The organism is Trichococcus sp. ES5, assembly GCF_900067165.1.
Classification (GTDB): Bacteria; Bacillota; Bacilli; order Lactobacillales; family Aerococcaceae; genus Trichococcus; species Trichococcus flocculiformis.
Genome location: NZ_FJND01000007.1, coordinates 95,575 through 114,918 on the forward strand (window position 1 = coordinate 95,575; position 19,344 = coordinate 114,918).

A 19,344-nucleotide genomic window follows, 5' to 3' on the forward strand; every position below is an offset into this window, starting at 1 on the left:
CTCCTCACTTCCTCACTTCTTTACTTCTTCGATCAAGAGGGCGGACAACAATTGGTAGATGATCGCTTCATTGCCGGAATTGAAAATCTCCATCCCCAGATCGTTCATGATGATCGCTCCACTGATTTTCCCCAGCATCTTTGCGACATTCTCTTCGATCGGATCGGGGGCCAGCATGACCAGCATCCGCGTTAAAGTCATCATCTCTTTGTCCATCCCGACTATTTCCAGTGGCGTCTGCAGATCAAAGACACAAAAACAAGGCTCTAGGACAGCTGCGTGGGAGGCGTGGAACAAAGCAAAATGGGTATTTGGTATCCCAATCGGCGCTTGCTGATAGCGGTTCATCAATTTATCCCGGACTTTTGCCGGATCCGAGACGATTTCAGTTGAAATATTGTTTACAGCCAAAGCGACGGTTTCGGCAATACTGGAGCTGTTTTCCAGCGGCTTGACGAAAAAGTGCTTCAGCAACTGGTTGATTTCATCGATGAACGTCATGACCTCCTGATAGTCATCATTTTCGGGCAGACTCGGCTTCGCTGCGGGTTGAATATGCCGCTTCGTATGATCGATTGCGCGGAACGCTTCTTTGAGTTGCTTGATTTCGTCCTCCAAGAGCAACGGGGAGACCAGTAAATATTTCCCGCTGTATCCCGGCAACAGTGAAGTGGAGATGGTCAAATCAAACTTCTCTTCCAGATTCAGTTTCCCGAGGTCGGCTATCCGGAAAAAGACGATTTCATTGATGAAAGGAAAATGTTTCCGCAAACGCATTTCCAGCATACGCGTCGAAGCCAAGCCGCTTGGGGAAATGCCGGCAATATCCACCGCAATGACTTTCGGGCTGCGCTCCAGGTAATTGGCGAAATGCAGCACCATATAGGCGATCTCCTCTTCGGAAAATTCCTGCTGCGGGAACACCTTCGGCAAGGCCTTGCGGATCGCACCGGCAACTTCCGAGTATTGCGCCATGATCCGCTCCAGGATGGGATTATTGAGGTTTCCTTGATTCAGGATGGCGCGGCTCAACGCTGCGGAAAGATGCGTCAAGAGCATTTTGTAAAGATTGCTGTCCTCAAAGAAATTGACTTCGGCATCGCGGCTGACGTTTTCGATCAATTGCTTCACTTGATAAGCCAAGCGCGGATCAAAGCTTTCGTTAAAAAAATCGCTGTCCAAGTCACTGAAGAAATCACCCAACAGATTAGCGAAGAAGACGACTTCGCTGACCGCGTACAATTGCTTCATGTGCGCCGCTATTTTGGCAAAAATTTGCTTCGCCAAATCCAAAAGTTCCTTATTGATTTGACCCGCATAGGAATCCTCCACCAGTTGGCAGCCTCGCGGGACGCGATCCATGGAAATCGTCAGCATCAAAATCAAAAACTCCAGTTTCCGGTCACTCAAATCGGAAAAGCGCGGCTCGACGATTTCCCGCACCAATTTTTGAGCAAACAGCAGCTGCTCCTGGTTGACGAATTGCAGAAAGAAACTTTCTTTATCCTCCAATTCCGAAAAGTGGAAGAAGTGGTACTCGTTGATCTCTATTCCCAAAATATTGGCCAATAGGAGCCGACGATATTTTTCGCTGCCGTCAAGTTCATAGCCGCGGTTTCTCGTGATCGTCAAGGGCAAGCGCGCCAAACGAAGCTCCAACTGTTTGATGTCGGCAAAGAACGTGGTGTTGCTGATCAAGTATTCATCCAGGAACGTCTGCATGCTGATCGGCTCGTCGCTGTTCAACAGCTGCAGCAAAATGGCATGTTGGCGTTCCGTGGCGGATAATTCAGAAGGTTCATCCTCAGACACGATGGAAAGGATTTTTGCTTTGGCGGCATCCTCCGCAATCAAGCGGAAACGGCCCCGGCTTTCTTTCTCCAGCTTTGCCCCGATGGCTTCCAAAGAAAGCTCGAGATTTGCCAACTCGCGGTAAACCGTACGCTTGCTGACTTTCAGCAGGCTCATCAAGCGTTCCACGGTAACCGGCGAGGCGGAATGCAGCAATTCTTTTAAAATGATGGTCTCTCTAGGAGTTAGAAACATCTGACAAATCTCCCCTTAATAGTTTCTCGTATTTATTCGTAGCGATAAGATGCCCGACGACCAGCAGCGGACACTCCGGCAGGACATTCTCAGCTGCAAAAGCTTCAGTGACGATGTACAGATTCCTTTTGTCCGCAATCAGCTGTTCCAATGGCTGCTTTTCGATGTCGACCCTCACATTATGCTTTTCCGCTAAGTTCCGAAATGCTTGCATGGCCATCGTCTGCGAACCACGCACGCCATCCGCATACAAAAAGACGACTTTCTGGTACGGCAGTTTTTCTCCAATCGCTTGCGGAATCACTTCAATTTTTTGTTCATCGGTCAGCAGCGCGACAACTTTCGTGTACTCTGTCTGATCCAAAAAATTTCCGATTGTGACAATTTGCGCGTGCGGGGCTTGGACTTCAGCCAGATGCTTCAACTCACTTTGGGTAATCAGCAACAGATGCGGATCATCCTGCACGCGGTAAATGGATGTGTAATCCACGGGAATCGATACGCCGCTCTCTTTCAATTGCCGTCGCATAATGCTGGCCCCCATGGCACTTGAACCCATTCCCGCATCGCAAGCGAATAAAATTTTCTGAATTCCCGTCACTTTCGTCACCTTTTCTGAAATTTCTTTTTTTGTCTGATCTTTCCTGATTACGAAGGCAGCCAGCAAAAAACTCACCAGCGTGCTTACCACAATGCCGCATGCAACCCCCAACAGCATATCCTGCGGTGTGTTCGCCAAAATCGTCACGATTGATCCAGGGGAGGCTGGTGCTTTCAAGCCCACTTGAAACAACTCAAAAATCAGCGTGCCGCTGATCCCGCTCAAAATTACTGCGGCAAACAACCTGGTATTCAACAAAACAAACGGGAAGTAAATCTCATGGATCCCGCCGATCAGATGAATCATAAAGGCCCCACTGGCACTGGCCTTCAGTTCTTTCCGGCTGAACATTATGAAAGCCAATAGCACCCCCAAGCCCGGACCGGGATTTGTTTCGATCAGAAACAGCAGCGACGTTCCCGCAGCCTCCGTCTGTTCGATGCCCAATGGCGTCAAAATGCCGTGGTTAAGCGTATTGTTCAAGAACAAGACCTTCAGCGGCTCTATGAAAATGTTCGTCAACAAGAGCAGGTTCCGCTGGATCAACCAGCCCACAAGCAAACTGATTTGCTGCGTGACGCCCGCAATGAACGGACCGATGAACACCAAACTCAGATACCCAAGCAGCATGCCGATGATGCCTGCCGAAAAATTACGGACCAGCATTTCATAACCTGCTTTGACCCTCGGAAAAATATATTTATCGAAGAGAAAAACGTTCCAGCCCGTCAGCGGACCGATCACCATGGCTCCCAATATCTGTGGGTCTTCAGAATCCACGAGCATGCCGATCACCGCAACGGCCGCAACGACTCCAGCCCGTTTTTCGATCAATCTACCTCCGGTATAGGCAATCAGAACAGGTAGGAGAAATTGAATCATGAGCTGATCCATTTCGATAAAGGATTGTTGGAGCGGACCCTTAAGATACTGGATAAACGTCGTAATGATTCCCCAAGTAATGAAGACGCTGACGTTCGGCATGATCATTCCGCTGAGGTAATGACCAAACCGCCTTATTTTCAGTAAATCAAACGATGCTTCCTTCGCATAGGATCGCTTTGGTCTTCTCATGATCACACCTCCCTTTCTTTTTTTTGGGCCACACCCGCCCTGTGTTGGTTTCGCTTACATTATCGTGGATATTTCTAATTCATTATACATATAATCATGCGGTTGTGTACATTTGCAATCATTATCCTAGATGACGGATGCAGTCACCCCATGAGGTTCAGGAATCACTGACAGCAAAAAAAAAAAAAGCCGTGGAGCACCCCAACTGCAGTGTTCCACGACCATAAAATCATTTACAGGCTCTATCTCTTAGATGCCGATTTCGGCTTTTACGACATCTACGATGCGCATAACGTACTCATGGCATTTTTCATCCGTTTCAGCTTCAGCCATAACGCGCAACAACGGTTCTGTTCCGCTCGGACGAACCAAAATGCGGCCTTTGCCTGCCATTTCGGCTTCAACTTCTTCGATGACAGCTTTCACAGCCGGAATCTCCATTACGCCGTCTTTTTCGGAAACGCGTACGTTCACCAATTCTTGCGGGTAAAGCGTCACTTCATCAGCCAATTCGGAAAGTTTTTTGCCGGTCTGTTTCATGACGTTCAACAATTGAATACCCGTCAAAAGACCATCCCCGGTCGTGTTCATATCCAGGAAGACAACGTGTCCGGACTGCTCGCCGCCCAAATTGTAGCTATTTTTGCGCATCTCTTCCACGACATAACGGTCGCCGACTTGCGTCTTCAAAGCCGTCATGCCTTCAGCTTCCACAGCCAAATGGAAACCCAGGTTGCTCATGACTGTCGAGACGATTGTGTTTTGTTTCAATTTGTTGCGCTCTTTCAAATACTTACCGCAGATGAACATGATGCGGTCGCCGTCAATGATGCGCCCATCTTCATCCACAGCGATACAGCGGTCGGCGTCGCCATCGAATGCCAAGCCGACATCCGCTTTTTTCTCAACGACAAATTTACCTAGGACATCCGGATGCGTGGAACCGACGCCTTTGTTGATGTTGATGCCGTCCGGATTTGCACCCATTGTATAGAAGTCTGTTTCCAAGTCCGCGAATAAACGATTGACGACCGGTGATGCTGCCCCGTTTGCCGCATCCAGGCAGACTGTGATGCCGGAAAGATCATCCGGGATGGTCGTCTGCAGGTATTGTGCGTATTTCAGTACGCCTTCCGGATATTCATCCACCGTACCCAAACCGTCTGCGGAAGGTCTCGGCAAATCGTCCCCTTCTTGATCCAAATAGGCTTCGATTTCGTATTCCTGTTCATCCGACAATTTGAAACCGTCAGCTCCGAAGAATTTGATGCCGTTATCGCCTGCAGGGTTATGGGATGCAGAGATCATGACTCCAGCAACGGCACCTTGAATGCGTGTCAGATAAGCGACGCCGGGTGTTGGGATGACTCCCAATTGCAATACTTCGATGCCGACTGACAATAAGCCGGAAACCAATGCGTATTCCAACAATTGACCGGAAATCCTCGTATCACGCGCAACCAACACAAGCGGATGTGCGATATCTTTAGCATGCTGTCTTAGGACATATCCTCCAAAACGGCCTAATTTGAAAGCTAATTCCGGCGTCAATTCGCTGTTCGCAACGCCTCTGACACCGTCTGTTCCAAAATATTTACCCATTACCTGTAATCTCCTTTAGATTTTTCATTTATTTTCCTTGCATGGATTTGTTTGATTTTTGATTTTATGAGCTGCTATCCGATTGACTCGCTTCGCTGTCCAGACTGTCCGAAGATGCGATGGCGCTGCTTTCGTCGGCGGAAGAGGAGGATTCCCCTTCATCAGTGGTGGCCTCCGAATCGGCTGCGGCCTCGGCAGCATCCGACACGCGGATATTGACCTTGATTGTGGTCGGCGTAGCCGTCAAAGTGTCATTCGGAACCGGAATCGTAAGTGTTTGGGTGGTGTTGCTCTCTACACCTGTTACACTGACCGGCAGAATCACTTCATCAATATCGGCAAGCGCAGACCTATCGCCTGTCAAGGTCACACTGGATTCCCCATCCACTTCAATCGTATAGATTTTACCCTCAAGCGGAACACCGATCTGCTGGATGACCAACGGCACTTCTTTCCCGTATAGAGAAATCGGAATCCTGACGGAAATTTCCTGTGGATCGACGGAAACATTCAACTTATTCCCACCCGAGTCCACTACTTGTACTACAGTATTCATATTCACGGTGTTTGTCAAGCCATTTTCAGCTGCGACTGTTACATAAACACTATCCACACGGCTTATGGTCGAAGCCGGACCAGTCAACGTCACAGTATCCACACTCAGTTCCGGAACGCCTGCCAAATATTTAGGATCTACCAAAGACTCATCGAAGCGGACTTCCACCGGGCTCTCGATGGCAACCCGCTCTTCAATGACGACGTTCACTCGTGATGGCGTAATCGCATAATCGATTTCATTCGATAGATTCTCGGCCGTCAATTGGATCGTATGCGTCCCTGGCCCCAATTCATCCAAATTCTCCGTAACGATGCGGTAATCCGCAGCCGAAATCGTCTGCACGAGCACGCTCTCCGGCCCATTCAATGTCAAAACCACCGTTTCCGGCAATCCTGAAATAAAATATTCGTCTGTATCGATATTCACCTGGATCGGGACATTCGAAATGGTTTCCCGCTTGCTGGTGCTGATGGAGCTATTGCTGGTGCTCGTGGACCAGCCGTAGTTTTCTGAGTAGACATAGGTGAACAACAATAAGGAAATCAAGAAAGACAGGCCTCTGACGACCCATTTGTTTTCCAAAAACTTATCATCCTGCTGTTTTCTCATTCAGAACCACCCCATTTCGTATTGTCAAAGAAATCTTGTATGAAATTGGTAGTTTTTTCTTCCTCTTCTTCCACGACCAGTTGATCAGTCAGATAGGCGACAAAATCCTCACGGTTCATTTCGCGCAAAAGGCTCGTCTTATGTGCAATGCTTACGCCCCCGGTCTCTTCCGAAACGATGATGGTGATGGCATCGCTGACTTCACAGAGTCCGATTGCGGCCCGGTGCCGCGTTCCCAACTCCTTCGGGATGAAGGAACTTTCTGATAACGGCAGATAACTGGCTGCGGTCGCGATTTTGTAGTCTTGGATGATGACCGCTCCATCGTGCAAAGGCGTGTTGGGGATAAAAATATTGATCAGCAACTGGTTGGTTACCTCTCCGCCGATCCTTATCCCCGTGGCAGCGTACTCATCCAGCTGATCTTGCTGCTCGATGGATATCAATGCTCCGATTTTTCGTTTTGCCATATATTGGACAGCCTTGTCCAACTCCGTTACCAAGCGTTCGCTCTTATTGACCGACCGTTTGGCTTTCTTTCTGAACCCTGTCTTTCCCAGATGCTCCAATCCTTTTCGGATTTCCGGCTGAAATACGACAATGACCGCCACGACACCCCATTGGATGACGCGGTTCATAATCCAATCTATGGTCTGCAACTGAAGCGTGACTGCAGCCAGTTTGATCAGCACGATGATTCCGATCCCTTTCAGCAATTGAATGGAACGCGTACCTTTTAAAATCATGATCAACTTGTAGACCAGATACCATACCAACAGGATATCCACTATATCAAAGGCATTGCTCCAGGTGATCACTTCTCCCCAATCGATTGACACATGCGCACCTCCACGTTCAAAGTTATATCGTCAATTATATCACAAATAATCTGACCGAACGGCATTGTTTCCTTGAGAAAGCGCTTCAGGAGCGTTACAATGGAAGCAGATGGGCGATCGATCACGCATGAAGCATATCGTTTGCAAATGCGGCTCATTTTGCTATACTTAGTTTATAATGATTACAATGAAATAATTAATTTAAATTAGGAGGAATTCAAATGAGTATCGATTTTAAAGATCATGGCAAGAAACCTTACGTAGTGAACATCGAAGACGCAACCCTGCAGAACGAGAATTACCGCACAACAATCTGGACCGGTGAAAAATTACAGGTGACCGTGATGACGATCCAACCGAACGATGATATCGGATTGGAAGTTCACCATGGCATAGACCAATTCATCCGCATTGAAGAAGGAGATGGCCTTTGCGTGATGGGCGACTCAGAGGATGATCTGTATTTCGAACAAAAAGTTTCCGACGATGACGCTGTCTTTGTGCCTGCCGACAAATGGCACAACATCACCAACACAGGCGATAAGCCACTCAAGCTATATACGATCTATGCAGGCCCTGACCACGTGCCCGGAACCGTCCACCCGACCCATGAAGATGCAAAAAACGATCCAAACGAACATTAAATACGAAATCAAGCAAAACGAGCCCAGGAGAAATTAATCCCGGGCTCGTTTTTTTCGTGATGATAACAATCAGTCGACCAGTTTCGCCAATTGTTCTTCTGGCAAGTAGAACGATACTTTGCCGCATTGTGGGCATGCTGCTGCTTCCAAAGCCGCTTTTGTATGTCCGTTCAATGTTTTTTCCTTCGCCAACTCGACAAGATAAACCCCTTGCGAATACAAACCTAAGCCTTCAATCAAATCAACGTTGCAATCTGTGCATTTAGCCATTGTATTTCCCCTGCTTTCTCTTCGATAATTGTCTATTATTTTGGAACAACCACTTCATCCATCATATCACGTTTTTCTGATGAAACATTTTTCCAAATTATGAACTTTTATCTCAAAAGCAGGGAAGCCGATTAGATCGACCTAGGAGACTTGCCGAAGCGTATTATTCCGTTACTTCTGTCACATCGACGCCATAGTATTTTTCAGACAAGGCTTTGATTGTACCGTCAGCAAGCAGGTTCTGTAATTCTTCATCAAACTCTTTACGCAATTTTTCGCCTGCTTCATCTTTAGCAAAGGGCAAAGCCACTTCGCCGATCGCAATATTTTCTGGTAAAACGCGCAATTCCAGATCATCTTTTTTGATTGTTGCAGCCAACACTGCCTTATCTTGGGCATATCCAGCGACTTGGCCTTTCAGTGTGTCTTCTTGCGGGCCTTCACGCGTATCGTATTGACGGATTTCGATGCCTAAACCTGTTTCGGCAAAAAAACCGGCAATAAGAAAGAGGCTAGGCAACCCGCCCAACCTCTTCCTTATTGCCGCTGTGGAATCACAATGTGCCGATCATCCAGATTTTTATCCTGCAGCAATTGGTTCGTGTATTTCTTAAGAAAATTATCACTGTTTTGTTGAATGATTTGATAGCCGGCATGGCTGGTCCATTCTCCCAGAGAACGCTCATCCTCGACGTAATCCTCCCCGGAAAAAAAGCGGACATTCATCTTTCCGACATAATCCATGACAGCTTCTTCATAGATTTCTTCATGCCACTGTTCTTCGAACATCATCTGCAAAGCCAGATTCTCGCCATCGCGCTTGAACAAGTCATGGGAAGTCTGCTTGTAGGCAAGCAATTCAGGCGCTTCAACCCCTGTAGCTTCCGCCCAACCTTCAATGTCCAAGGTTTTGCGCTGATAAGCTAATTCTTCATTTGTTAATGTAATTTCTCCGATCGCGTTGGGGAATATCGAAAGTGCACCGGTTACGACTTCATAGAAAGGAGCCTCCCGATCCGTCGCCTCGGAAATATCTTGTGCATGGATGTGCCCCGCAAAGCTCGTTTGGACGCCTTTTCCGGCAAAATAGTCGGTTGCATCTTCCGCATTTTCCAAAATAAACCCTCCGCCTAATCTGCCGGTATGGTTCAGCAGCGGATGATGCCCGACCAACTGGATCGTCTGCAGGTGCTCTTCCTGCAGCGCAAAATATTCATCCAACCAGGCGTATGTCTCTTCCTTGATTCTTCCCTCCGTTTTCGGGGCTTTTGTGCTCTTCGTTTCGCTGTATATATTGGTGTCGATCATCAAAAAAGGAAATCCGGCTTTCGGCTCCATCACATAGCTCAAGGACTCCGGGTCTTTGCTGATGGCGAGATCATAGCCATAGTCCGCATAAATTTGTTGGAAGTCCTCTGGTGTTGCTTGCTCAACGACAGCCATTTCTTCGCCTTTGAATTTCCGGGCCCAGCCGCTGTGGATATCGTGGTTTCCGGGTATCACACTGACCTGCGTCCCATTTTTTTCGATTCTTTCAAAAAATGCAGCAAGCTCCACCAGGCTTTGGTATTCACCGTTGAAGGTCAAATCACCACTGACGATCAACAGATCCGGCTGTTCTTTCGCTGCTTCCCACACAAGCGCCTCCATCATATCCGGGACGTGCTCCAAGTCTTTACCGGCAGAAGTTGCCTTCATTCGAGCAAATGCTTCGCCGTCATCGAACAGATCCGGAGAGAGGTAGTGGATATCCGTCACCATCCAAATCTTTAAATTTTCGTCTTTCCCAACTAAAGGTGCGATCGACTGCACCGTGCGTTCCTCATCTTTTTGATTGTTCAAACCAAAGAGAAAAAGACCCGTCAGCAATACAGTCAGTGCCCTGAATATTCTTTTCATAAATTTCTGTCCCCTTGTGGATCATTTGGACTCATTATAGTTGTTCTGCTTGCCGCTTGTCGAGTTGTTCCCTAATAAAAAAGAAACGTTCCGGAAATCATCGGTATGATTCCGGAACGCTTCTTCATTTTTATGACTGGGCTAGCTGGATTCGAACCAACGAATGACAGAGTCAAAGTCTGTTGCCTTACCACTTGGCGATAGCCCAATGGTGGAGGGAGGCAGATTCGAACTGCCGAACCCGAAGGAGCGGATTTACAGTCCGCCGCGTTTAGCCACTTCGCTATCCCTCCGTTAGCTTTCCTGAAAAAGCTGACCAATATATGATATAACAGCGGCAATCGATTTTCAAGAGGTTCTTTTCAATTTTTAAGATATTTTAATGCAGTCGCAACTCCTTAAAAGCATAAGCCCTTAAGCTTACAGGTTCCCCGAACGGAAAATGGAAATCAGCAACCAGATGCTGAACAGACCTGCGATCACAAAGCCCGCTTGTCCTAGAAATTGCCCTCCTGGCGTACCGGACATGATGGCGGATGACAGCAGCAATCCGGCAACAATCAAGGAGATGACGACGCGGTTGGACATCTTTTTGACGTCCTTCCACTTATCGTCCAGCTGATCGACATCGATGCGCAACATGGTCCTGCCGCTTGCCGTTTGCTTCAGCAGAGCCAGCAGACTGCTTGGGATCTCGCTGCTGTCCTTGATGAAGGCATAGCCCCGCAAAGCCAACTTTTCCGCAGAAAATTTCTGCATCAGCGTCGTCAGCGTAAAACTTTCCTTCAGATAGTCCTTCGCGATCGAAATCAGGTTCAGTTCAGGAGAAATTTCCAGAAAAACACCTTCCAGTATCGACAAAGACTTCGCGAGGATCGTCAGCTCGCTCGGAATGGCGATGTTATGCCGTTTGAACATTCTGATGAAATCGGTGATGAACGTCCCAAGGTTCACGTTCAGCATATTGTTCGAAAGGTACATATCAAACAGCATCTCGACGTCGGCGTACAGATTGCGTTTATCAACCCGTCCTTTCGGCGTCCCCAATTCCAGACAGACTTTCACCATCCGATCCAGATCTTTCGAGGCCAAGCCCTGGAGAATATCATTCAGCGATTGTTTTGTGCTCTCCGACAGATCTCCCATAATGCCGAAATCGATGAAATAGATTTTGCCTTCTTTGATAATCAGGTTTCCTGGATGGGGATCTCCGTGGAAAAAGCCGTCGTGGAAAACTTGTTTCAGATAGGCCAGCATCAATTTGCGGCTGATATCATCCAAATCATAGCCCAACAAGTCCAACTGTTCCCGATTGGTGATTTTGGTGCCTTCGATGTACTCTTCCACCAATACTCTGCGCGTCGTAAGCCCGGAATAGATCTTCGGAACGCCGATGCAGGCGATGTTGGCATTGAGGTCCCTAAAGCGCTGCAGAAGCTGGGCTTCGTTGCGGAAATCCAGTTCGATCAAGGTGTTCGCTTTCACCTGCTCCAAAGCTTCTTTCGGATCGACTACCTCAACCAGTTCCTTCGGGATCTTTCCGCTGAGCCGTATCAGGATATCCAAGTCGCGGATCAACAGATCATCGATGATCGGGCGCTGCACTTTCACAACCACTTCTTCCCCTGTGCGCAGAACCGCCCGATGGACCTGGGCTATCGACGCACTGGCGAGCGGTTTTTCATCGATGGACAGGAAGGCTTCGCCTAATGACAGTTTGGTTTCTTCCATAAAGATGCGTTCGACTTCCGCAAACGGAAACTCCGGCGCTTTGTCCTGCAGATGCGCCAGCTCTTCTACAAAGGCCTGCGGAAGAATATCGATACGGGTGGAAAGGATTTGGCCGATTTTGATGAAGCTCGGCCCCAGTTTCTCGAAAGCAAGGCGAAGGTTCTCAGGATCTTGATCTTTTCGGCTCGGCTTTACCTGGTTGTGGTAAAGGAATTGCAGCCCGTAAGAGGACAGGATTCGGACTATTTCATGTAAACGCTCATCTCTTGCCATCCTGCCCCCTCCTTCAACTTTTACGATTCCTTATTTGCTCAACAATTGATCCAATTTGGCGTTGATTGCGTCCATCTTAGCTTCCAACGCTTCCACATCCTCTTTTTTGGCGAACGGCAGATTATCGAGTTCCGCTTTCGTCGCCGGCACGATGCCGGATGCTTTCCGGGTCAACTCCGTCTGCAGTTCTTTGCCTTCCTGGACCGTAACGCGCCCTTTTTCGACCATCTCATTGATCAGCTTTTCAGCCTTCTCGATCGAAGTGGAGGTCATGCCGACACCTGCTAAGAAAATCTTCTTTAATTCATCCATTTTACTCGCTCCTTTGATTGTTGGAATGGGAAAATCCGAAAAATCTTAGTGCTCATGGGAATGTTCATGCTCCGAATGATTGTGTTCGTCTTCTTTGTTGTTGCGGCGGATGCTGAATTTTTCCGGCACCGGATCGTAGCCGCCTTTGACAAAAGGATGACATCTGAGAATGCGTGAGATGCCCATTATACTGCCCTTGATTGCGCCATGTTTTTGGATGGCTTGGACCGAATAATTCGAGCAGGTCGGATAGTACCGGCAACTCGGCGGAAACAGTGGCGATATAAATCTCTGGTAACCACGTATCAAACCTATAAAAAATTTTTTCATGGCGGCTTCCTTTCTGGCTCTATACTGCTATTTTACCCTTTTTCTCCCTAAAATAAAATAATTGCGCATCATAATAAAAAGGACTTCTGCTGCCGCTATTTTTTTTTGGAACAATTTGGTAGAATACCTATATATCGGCGCTTGCCGAAATGCAAACACAAAAGAGGTTGAGCCTTCATGAATACACAAAAAAATAAAACGTACCGCATCGCCATTCTCGGCATTCTGTCCGCGTTCATCATCATCCAGACGTTCGTTCCCTTCTTGGGCAATATCCCGATTCCGCCACTGAATCCGACCATCATCCACATCACCGTCATCGTGGCCGCTTTCGTCCTGAGCACGAAGGATGGCATGCTTGTTGGGCTTGTCTGGGGCCTGGCGCGCATGGTCAAAGCTTACACACTGCCCGCTTCCCCGTTGGATCTGCTGCTCTGGACCAATCCGATCATCGCGGTCGTTCCGCGTGTCATGGTAGGGCTTGTCGCAGGACTTGTTTTCCATGCTTTCCTGAAACGCAAACAGGAGAAAGTCGGGATGGTCACCGCTGCCGTTTTGGGATCTTTGACCAATACCGTGCTTGTCCTGGGATTCATCGCCCTTTTCTATGGCAATGAATACGCCACAGCACTGAATGTCGATCCCTCCAACCTGTTGAAGGTATTGGCCGGCATCGTCGCAACCAACGGACTCGGCGAAGCCGTCGCCGCCGGTCTGATCGCTCCATTCATCGCCAAGGCATTGATGAAAGTCAGAAGAAAATAAGCATAAAAAACGATGAGCCTCCGAGGCTCATCGTTTTTATTTTGGATTTCACTGCAACACGGGTTGGATGGCTAGCCACCCTTTGATGAATGTCGGCATATTCAGGAACACCCATGTCACAATCGATGCCCCGCCGATGCCGTAGAAGTACAGGGTGATCGGTTTGAACAGGAGGAAGATGGCCATGAAACGTTTCATTGACATTTCCGTCAGACCGGCGACCATGCAAAGGAAATCATCCGGGAAGCCGGGGAGAGCAAAAGCTGAAGCCATCAGCCATTCGAAACGTTTGCCTTTCGTCAGCCAGCCATAGTATTTTCTGTATGTTTCTTCCGAAACGAATGCTCTGACGAATGTCTTCCCGTATTTGCGGGCGAGGATGAAATTGATGCTCGAACCGATCAGCACACCAATAAAGCTGTATATGAACCCCCAAAGCGGACCGAACACGAGCGGCGCTACTACGACCGTCACTCCGCCCGGAATGATGGGGTAGACAACCTGGATAATTTGGATCAGCAAGAAAGTGAGAGGAGCATAGATACCCATTCCATCCAACAACGCTTTAAAACTGCCTTCAGCTTCAAAGAAGCCTGTCCGATAGATCCAAATGCCTAAGATGAGTGTCGCGACTGTCCCCACTACCGTCAAAAACTGGACGATTTTGCGGTTCAATGTAATCCCTTGATGGGTGGTGTTCTCCAATTCCACTTCTTCACCTCTTATTCTTTTTTTCGCTGCTCCTATTTCCGATTATACCTGACGAAAATAAACTTTCTGTGAATTTACCTTATCGGTTCAGTGAAGCTCAAAATTTGATAGCGCTTCCCTTTTTGTGTGTCTCCACTATAACGCAAACGCCCGATGTATGCCTCGGACAAAAGTCGGATTTTCTTAACCGATTATAAACACTTACCGGTATTTTGTCCATAAAAAGAAAGTTAAGATTTTATAAGCGTTAAAAATAAGGACATCTTGCGCTAAAAGGCGCCTCCGGCTGGAAAAATACCGGCAGCTGTGATACTTTCAGTGTATAGAAACTTTAATAAGATAGGTGATTTATGGCAACTACATTTTCAAAGAACATCCGATCGACTTTGGCCAGTTCTTTCATAAACAGTTTGATCTATTCCTGCACGATTCCTTTTCTGGTCATCTATCTGGCCGGCGTCTTCAATCAACAACTGACTGGCTTGCTCGTCATGACAAATGTGGTCGTATGCTTCTTGGCCGGCATCATCGGCGGTTATCTTGCCGATAATTTCCAAAGAAAAAAAATCCTGTATATTTTCCAGAGCCTGTACGGAGGATCCCTATTATTGATCGCCTTCAGATTTTCAGGCCTGCTTTCGGCAGATGGTTGGTTGATTCTCGGTTACCTTGTCTGCGGCATTTCCTTCAATCTGTATTCGCCGGCATACGATGCCGTACTGATGGACTGCACTACCATCGAAAATAGGAAACAAGCCTACCAATGGCAATATTGGACCTTCAATTTGTCGATGGCTCTGGGTTTTTCACTTGGCGGCTTCCTGTTTCAGCACTACCTTTTCCAGCTCTTCCTGGTGGCCGGGATAGCGCAATTGGCAATGGCCTTATTGTTTCGGAGTCAGTTGGACTACACGAACGCCACCACGAAGAAACGCCATAGTAACAGGCTAAAAGATCTATTATCGAACTACCGGATCGCCGCGAAAGATACACGATGGCTCTTTTTGATTCTGGGTATGGCGTTGTTCAATACGGCCGAGTTCTCGCTGAAGACCTACACCGCTGTCCGGCTTTCAAAAGAGTTCGAAACGCTGACACTCTTCACGGTTCCGATCGACGGCGTCCGGATGCTCAGTCTGCTGCAGGTCCTCAACACATTGCTTGTTGTTGGCTTCACTTTCTTGGTATCGCGCTTCACTGATAAGCGATCCGAAAAGGCGACCATTCTTTACGGTCTTGTGATCTATGTCGTCAGCTATGGATTGATTGCTGTCATGAACAACATCTACGTTCTGATTCAGTTGATGATTTTGGCGACCATCGGCGAACTGGCTTCCGCCCCGAACATCAATGCCCGCAAAGTCGATCTCGTGCCGGAAGATAAGCAAGCTTCCTATTTGGCCTTCAGCTCCCTATCTTACCAAGGTGCTGACCTGTTGGCGGCTTTTGCATTGACGCTCAGCGGATACATCTCGGCTGGGTTCATTGCCGGTTACATCATCATTTTAGGCTTGATCGGAACGTCGCTCACCGTCAGCAGTCTTTATGGGCGCAACAATAAAGACATATGAATTAGCCACCTTCCATGCATTCAGTGGTACCGTACAGCATAAAGAAGAGGAACTCGAGCGAGCTCGAATTTCTCTTCTTTATTTTTCTTCGTCGCAGACGATTCCCAGAATGCGCTGCTGCCTCTCCTCGATATTTTGCCGGTCCAATCTTTCCGTGAAGTTAGGACTCGTCAGATTGGACAAATAATTGCTGTAATCCTTTATATAGCTCAATTTCTTCGGATGAGCCGCATAAGCGACAGTCAGCAACGAATCAAACAGGGCCACTACTCCGGAAATATCCGTCTTCATGTAGTGGATCAGCTGCCCATAGCTTTCATATAGGTCTTTGGAGAAATTATTGAAGTCATAAAATACGCAGCCGCTGTAACGTAATGCTTCCTCGTCGAAGTCCTTCTTTTCCTCTCCCATCAAAACGAATCTTCCAGGCAGACGGGCAAACTTGGCATCCAACAAGGCCTTGTAATGCAGGATGTGAATCGCCGTGTTCGGATCGTTGATTCCCGGCGAAACTGCCCGCAGCGCAATCTCAATCAATTTTTTACGGGCAAAATTCGGATCGAACATCGTGGAGGGTTCCGTTTCGTAAGTCAAGCTACGGTTCAGCACTTCCTGCAGCCGCGGCTCATCCTCCAATTTCCGGTTCGTGTAAAAAATGGCCAACGGTTCATTGCCGGAAAGAAATTCCCCAATCCTGAAGCGCAATACCGTAATCCCCTCAAATTCTGTACTCAGCTCCACCAAACGATCGAAGTTGATATATTCCACATAACCATTCCTATCAGCATGGACCGTGTACTGATGCAAAGTCTCTAATTGGGGAAGATGGTCAAATACCGGTTTCTCCTGAAAGTACGCGATCGTCTCATCGACTATCGTATCCGCCTCTTGGTAAATTTTAATCACCAGTTTTTCCAACTGCACGGACGTTGCGACATTATAGACGAACTTTATGAAGTAGACGACACAGGCGAGGGCATAGACGAGGGCGACCGTCGCGGAAATGACCAGTTGTTCATTTTCCGAACTGCGCATAAAGAACAAGGACGAGAGACAGTAAATGAATCCCCCCAGAAAAATGCCCAACGTCTGCATAGAGGTCTTGTGCAAAAGAAAATTTTCGACTGTACGCGGGCTGAAGTTGGAGGAGTAGAAGGAAATGACGGACAGCATCGTAGCAAACGTAAAGGTGGCCACCGAGAAAAGCGACCCCGCCAATAGGCTCAGTATCGATTTGGCCAAGTTGACGCTCGTCAGCAAAAAAGCCGGAAAATAATCAAGCGCCGTGACCAATCGCGTATCGAGCAGAATGACCGCGATGGCCAGCACGAACGCAAAGAGAACACTGCCGCCCAAAGTCATCCACATGCGCTTTTCTTCAAAAGTTAATCGGAATGCCTGCAGCACATCCCTCACCCCTTTCAGTAAAAATCCTGCTTGTTTTATTTCTTTCATCATACCATATGCCCCTTCCATTGAAAAAAATATGGTATGCAAAGAAGGATATCCTTCCGCAAAAAGCACATAAACATTTCAAGCGCTTCCATTGAATGATATGATGGACCTATCAAAAAAAATGGAGGAAGTCATATGGTCCATATCCTGTTATGCTGCGGCGGCGGATTTTCATCCAGCGCGCTGGCAGCAAAAGTTAAAAAAGACATCCAGCAATACCAGTTGGAAGACCAATTTGAAATCGAATTCTCTCCGTTCATGATCGCCCAAGAAAAAATGGACCGATTCGATATCGTCGTCTGTTGCCCGCACCTGACTTACGACGTCAAAAGGATGGTCAAAAACGCCAGTCCAGATAAACCCATCTACATCCTGCCGCCGCGCATGTATGGACTGATCGATATCCGTGAATTGTCGACCGATGTCCTGGATGTACTCGAAATGTACAGCCAGAGCCCAATCAACCCTGTCCATTTCCCGGGTGAAGAAAACATCATGCGTGTGACGCGATCCGTGGCCTACCGGCGCAGCAAAGTACTCCAAAAAGAAGCGAAAAAAGCCACTTCATTATAGTGGCTTTGTATTTTCTAGTTCATCCCGCCATGGCGCCGATGAAAATCTTCGACACCCAGTTGGCAAGCTGATTTGTCCCCTATCATCCGGAACATTTCAAAATAGACATCATTGTCAAACGTATCCGTATCGATCGGCTCAATCCCGATCCTGTTCCCGGCCCAACTGCCGTTACTCTCGGCTTGCTCTTCCGCTTGCGCCAGAACAAAATAGGGCATCAAATTTTTCGTGCGCTTGAACAACCGACGATCAATAGTCATGAATAGGTGCGAGTCATAATTGATCAGCACGTATTGGTTGATGAACTCCCCCCACTGTTTCTTCCAGCGGATAACTTCGGATGGATCAATCGAGACAACATCTATCCCCGCTTCTTTCCGGCTCCGGCGCAATAATTTTTTCTTGTATCCTGCATAGAACGCATACTCCTCTTCCTTCAACAAGTAATCTCTCACTTCTTTGGAATCTACAACCAAAGTGATCCTGTCGCCTTTCCATTCGTCCATCAACAATTGGAACACCACATATTGAAAAGGATTGCCCAACTGCGGATGCGTTGCAGCTATCCCTGTAATCGTGCTATCCCCTGCCCAAGTCAGTCGGGCCGGTTCCATGATTTTTTTCTTGTCCATGTTAACCACTGACTGCTCCCCATGGATAAATCCAGGGGGTTCCAAGGGCTGTTGGGACGTCACGGACCGTACTGGCGATATTTCCAAAAAAGTGGAGATGTCGTTTTTCTATTTCCGTTCTATTCCCAAAAGCCCTTAGACTTTCTCAACAAGGCGCCCGATGGCACCATTCGCGTTGAAGGCTCACAGCTGAACCTTTTGGTTGCTCTATCCATTTGTTAAGCTAATTGAAAATCTCGCAGTCCGAAATTGCAGGACTGGTGTCCGGTTGATTGGCAGAGCGTCTGGATGCAGGTGTCGTGGTGCGCCATGAAGGTAGCAAACGTCGCGCTACATTTTGTGCGGTCAGTCTCGTTACGTGTCGGTTGGCTGTTTTTCAGGAGGAATGCACTGTACAGATCCCGTTGGACAAGCTGCCCGGCAACAAAGGTCGTACGTTCATCACGTGTCTTTTTGATATACGTATCATTTATGTGGTTATATTGGCTGGCACGAAATTTAAAGGTATCCACCTCGTACAGCGCACCCCCTTCTTGGGATGCTTTTTGCTTCACGATGCCGACCAACATGGCCGGCGCATGATAACCGATGGACTTGCCATAGCGCCCCTTGCGATTGAATCGCCCGTCCTTATTGACAGTGGTCTCTTTGGCCCGCTTCATCAATGCGCGGAAATCCATGGCCTCCACATAAACCTGATTACCCAGTGCCAGGATGGCATTGGCGGTTTTGTTGTGGGCTTCTTTTAATGCCACCGCCCGACGACGGTAGAGGTCCTTCAAGCGAAACATTATTTTCATGTAGTTCTTGCTCCGTACCCAAGTCAACTTGACACCCTGCTTGACGGT

At 47.8% G+C, this 19,344-nt stretch carries 19 protein-coding genes and 2 tRNA genes; 4 read left to right on the top strand and 17 right to left on the bottom strand.

What is annotated here, in order from left to right; translation table 11 throughout:
• Positions 1-12 precede the first annotated feature (12 nt).
• The 5 genes from TES5_RS07690 to cdaA all read right to left on the bottom strand — a co-directional run bounded on the left by TES5_RS07690 (position 13) and on the right by cdaA (position 7,330).
• Complete coding sequence (locus tag TES5_RS07690) at positions 13-2,046, bottom strand: BglG family transcription antiterminator (protein ID WP_068561281.1); 2,034 nt, start codon at positions 2,044-2,046, stop codon at positions 13-15.
• Positions 2,030-3,721 (bottom strand): PTS transporter subunit EIIC, encoded by a 1,692-nt coding sequence (locus tag TES5_RS07695; protein ID WP_068561282.1) that lies wholly within the window; start codon positions 3,719-3,721, stop codon positions 2,030-2,032. Before TES5_RS07695 ends, TES5_RS07690 begins: the two co-directional genes overlap by 17 nt.
• A 249-nt stretch (positions 3,722-3,970) precedes the next feature.
• The gene (gene glmM / locus TES5_RS07700; protein WP_068561283.1) at positions 3,971-5,323 is read right to left on the bottom strand and encodes a phosphoglucosamine mutase; all 1,353 of its coding nucleotides are present in this window, start codon (positions 5,321-5,323) and stop codon (positions 3,971-3,973) included.
• Positions 5,324-5,387: 64 nt separating this feature from the next.
• Positions 5,388-6,491 (bottom strand): CdaR family protein, encoded by a 1,104-nt coding sequence (locus TES5_RS07705; RefSeq protein ID WP_068561284.1) that lies wholly within the window; start codon positions 6,489-6,491, stop codon positions 5,388-5,390.
• Positions 6,488-7,330, bottom strand: coding sequence for a diadenylate cyclase CdaA (cdaA, locus tag TES5_RS07710; protein ID WP_068561285.1), 843 nt, complete (start codon positions 7,328-7,330; stop codon positions 6,488-6,490). The genes TES5_RS07705 and cdaA overlap by 4 nt, the downstream gene beginning before the upstream one ends.
• Positions 7,331-7,551: 221 nt before the next feature.
• Here cdaA and TES5_RS07715 point away from each other — a divergent pair, with 221 nt between their 5' ends.
• The gene (locus tag TES5_RS07715) at positions 7,552-7,974 is read left to right on the top strand and encodes a cupin domain-containing protein (protein ID WP_068561286.1); all 423 of its coding nucleotides are present in this window, start codon (positions 7,552-7,554) and stop codon (positions 7,972-7,974) included.
• Between the two features lie 69 nt (positions 7,975-8,043).
• Here TES5_RS07715 and TES5_RS07720 read toward each other — a convergent pair whose 3' ends face one another.
• The 8 genes from TES5_RS07720 to yidD all read right to left on the bottom strand — a co-directional run bounded on the left by TES5_RS07720 (position 8,044) and on the right by yidD (position 12,789).
• Positions 8,044-8,244, bottom strand: coding sequence for a hypothetical protein (locus TES5_RS07720; RefSeq protein WP_068561287.1), 201 nt, complete (start codon positions 8,242-8,244; stop codon positions 8,044-8,046).
• 163 nt (positions 8,245-8,407) lie between these two features.
• Positions 8,408-8,764 (bottom strand): type 2 periplasmic-binding domain-containing protein, encoded by a 357-nt coding sequence (locus TES5_RS07725; RefSeq protein WP_068561288.1) that lies wholly within the window; start codon positions 8,762-8,764, stop codon positions 8,408-8,410.
• A 17-nt stretch (positions 8,765-8,781) separates the two neighbouring features.
• On the bottom strand, positions 8,782-10,143 hold the full coding sequence (locus TES5_RS07730) for a metallophosphoesterase (protein ID WP_068561289.1): 1,362 nt from the start codon (positions 10,141-10,143) through the stop codon (positions 8,782-8,784).
• A gap of 136 nt (positions 10,144-10,279) precedes the next feature.
• Positions 10,280-10,351, bottom strand: a tRNA-Gln gene (locus TES5_RS07735).
• A 1-nt stretch (position 10,352) separates the two neighbouring features.
• Positions 10,353-10,436: transfer RNA gene (locus TES5_RS07740), tRNA-Tyr, on the bottom strand.
• Between the two features lie 127 nt (positions 10,437-10,563).
• Positions 10,564-12,147, bottom strand: coding sequence for an ABC1 kinase family protein (locus tag TES5_RS07745; RefSeq protein WP_068561290.1), 1,584 nt, complete (start codon positions 12,145-12,147; stop codon positions 10,564-10,566).
• A gap of 30 nt (positions 12,148-12,177) precedes the next feature.
• Positions 12,178-12,459, bottom strand: a complete 282-nt coding sequence (locus TES5_RS07750; RefSeq protein WP_068561291.1) for a phasin family protein — start codon at positions 12,457-12,459, stop codon at positions 12,178-12,180.
• A 45-nt stretch (positions 12,460-12,504) separates the two neighbouring features.
• Positions 12,505-12,789, bottom strand: coding sequence for a membrane protein insertion efficiency factor YidD (gene yidD, locus TES5_RS07755; RefSeq protein ID WP_068561292.1), 285 nt, complete (start codon positions 12,787-12,789; stop codon positions 12,505-12,507).
• A 177-nt stretch (positions 12,790-12,966) separates the two neighbouring features.
• Between yidD and TES5_RS07760 the strand changes: the two genes are divergently transcribed.
• Positions 12,967-13,554 carry an ECF transporter S component gene (locus TES5_RS07760; RefSeq protein WP_068561293.1) on the top strand — a complete coding sequence of 196 codons (588 nt, stop codon included), beginning with the start codon at positions 12,967-12,969 and terminating at the stop codon, positions 13,552-13,554.
• Positions 13,555-13,602: 48 nt separating this feature from the next.
• Here TES5_RS07760 and TES5_RS07765 read toward each other — a convergent pair whose 3' ends face one another.
• Positions 13,603-14,265, bottom strand: a complete 663-nt coding sequence (locus tag TES5_RS07765) for a TVP38/TMEM64 family protein (RefSeq protein WP_232309323.1) — start codon at positions 14,263-14,265, stop codon at positions 13,603-13,605.
• 350 nt (positions 14,266-14,615) lie between these two features.
• On the opposite strand from TES5_RS07765, the gene TES5_RS07770 reads away from it, so the two are divergent.
• The gene (locus tag TES5_RS07770; protein ID WP_068561294.1) at positions 14,616-15,836 is read left to right on the top strand and encodes an MFS transporter; all 1,221 of its coding nucleotides are present in this window, start codon (positions 14,616-14,618) and stop codon (positions 15,834-15,836) included.
• Positions 15,837-15,914: 78 nt separating this feature from the next.
• Here the strand turns inward: TES5_RS07770 and TES5_RS07775 are convergent, their stop codons facing one another.
• Positions 15,915-17,294, bottom strand: a complete 1,380-nt coding sequence (locus TES5_RS07775) for a DUF2254 domain-containing protein (RefSeq protein ID WP_068561295.1) — start codon at positions 17,292-17,294, stop codon at positions 15,915-15,917.
• A gap of 132 nt (positions 17,295-17,426) precedes the next feature.
• On the opposite strand from TES5_RS07775, the gene TES5_RS07780 reads away from it, so the two are divergent.
• Complete coding sequence (locus tag TES5_RS07780) at positions 17,427-17,864, top strand: PTS sugar transporter subunit IIB (RefSeq protein ID WP_068561296.1); 438 nt, start codon at positions 17,427-17,429, stop codon at positions 17,862-17,864.
• A 14-nt stretch (positions 17,865-17,878) separates the two neighbouring features.
• On the opposite strand, the gene TES5_RS07785 is transcribed toward TES5_RS07780, so the two are convergent.
• Both TES5_RS07785 and TES5_RS07790 read right to left on the bottom strand, forming a co-directional pair.
• Positions 17,879-18,496 carry a hypothetical protein gene (locus tag TES5_RS07785; protein ID WP_143148221.1) on the bottom strand — a complete coding sequence of 206 codons (618 nt, stop codon included), beginning with the start codon at positions 18,494-18,496 and terminating at the stop codon, positions 17,879-17,881.
• Between the two features lie 218 nt (positions 18,497-18,714).
• Positions 18,715-19,344 (bottom strand): hypothetical protein (locus TES5_RS07790; RefSeq protein WP_232309325.1); only part of this gene is annotated, 630 nt, incomplete at its 5' end.

Excerpts from the sequence above, each read along its gene's own strand:
- TES5_RS07690 (WP_068561281.1), bottom strand. The coding sequence starts at position 2,046 with ATGTTTCTAACTCCTAGAGAGACCATCATTTTAAAAGAATTGCTGCAT.
- TES5_RS07695 (WP_068561282.1), bottom strand. The coding sequence starts at position 3,721 with ATGAGAAGACCAAAGCGATCCTATGCGAAGGAAGCATCGTTTGATTTA.
- glmM (WP_068561283.1), bottom strand. The coding sequence starts at position 5,323 with ATGGGTAAATATTTTGGAACAGACGGTGTCAGAGGCGTTGCGAACAGC.
- TES5_RS07705 (WP_068561284.1), bottom strand. The coding sequence starts at position 6,491 with ATGAGAAAACAGCAGGATGATAAGTTTTTGGAAAACAAATGGGTCGTC.
- TES5_RS07715 (WP_068561286.1), top strand. The coding sequence starts at position 7,552 with ATGAGTATCGATTTTAAAGATCATGGCAAGAAACCTTACGTAGTGAAC.
- TES5_RS07720 (WP_068561287.1), bottom strand. The coding sequence starts at position 8,244 with ATGGCTAAATGCACAGATTGCAACGTTGATTTGATTGAAGGCTTAGGT.
- TES5_RS07730 (WP_068561289.1), bottom strand. The coding sequence starts at position 10,143 with ATGAAAAGAATATTCAGGGCACTGACTGTATTGCTGACGGGTCTTTTT.
- TES5_RS07745 (WP_068561290.1), bottom strand. The coding sequence starts at position 12,147 with ATGGCAAGAGATGAGCGTTTACATGAAATAGTCCGAATCCTGTCCTCT.
- TES5_RS07750 (WP_068561291.1), bottom strand. The coding sequence starts at position 12,459 with ATGGATGAATTAAAGAAGATTTTCTTAGCAGGTGTCGGCATGACCTCC.
- yidD (WP_068561292.1), bottom strand. The coding sequence starts at position 12,789 with ATGAAAAAATTTTTTATAGGTTTGATACGTGGTTACCAGAGATTTATA.
- TES5_RS07760 (WP_068561293.1), top strand. The coding sequence starts at position 12,967 with ATGAATACACAAAAAAATAAAACGTACCGCATCGCCATTCTCGGCATT.
- TES5_RS07770 (WP_068561294.1), top strand. The coding sequence starts at position 14,616 with ATGGCAACTACATTTTCAAAGAACATCCGATCGACTTTGGCCAGTTCT.
- TES5_RS07775 (WP_068561295.1), bottom strand. The coding sequence starts at position 17,294 with ATGATGAAAGAAATAAAACAAGCAGGATTTTTACTGAAAGGGGTGAGG.
- TES5_RS07780 (WP_068561296.1), top strand. The coding sequence starts at position 17,427 with ATGGTCCATATCCTGTTATGCTGCGGCGGCGGATTTTCATCCAGCGCG.
- TES5_RS07785 (WP_143148221.1), bottom strand. The coding sequence starts at position 18,496 with ATGGACAAGAAAAAAATCATGGAACCGGCCCGACTGACTTGGGCAGGG.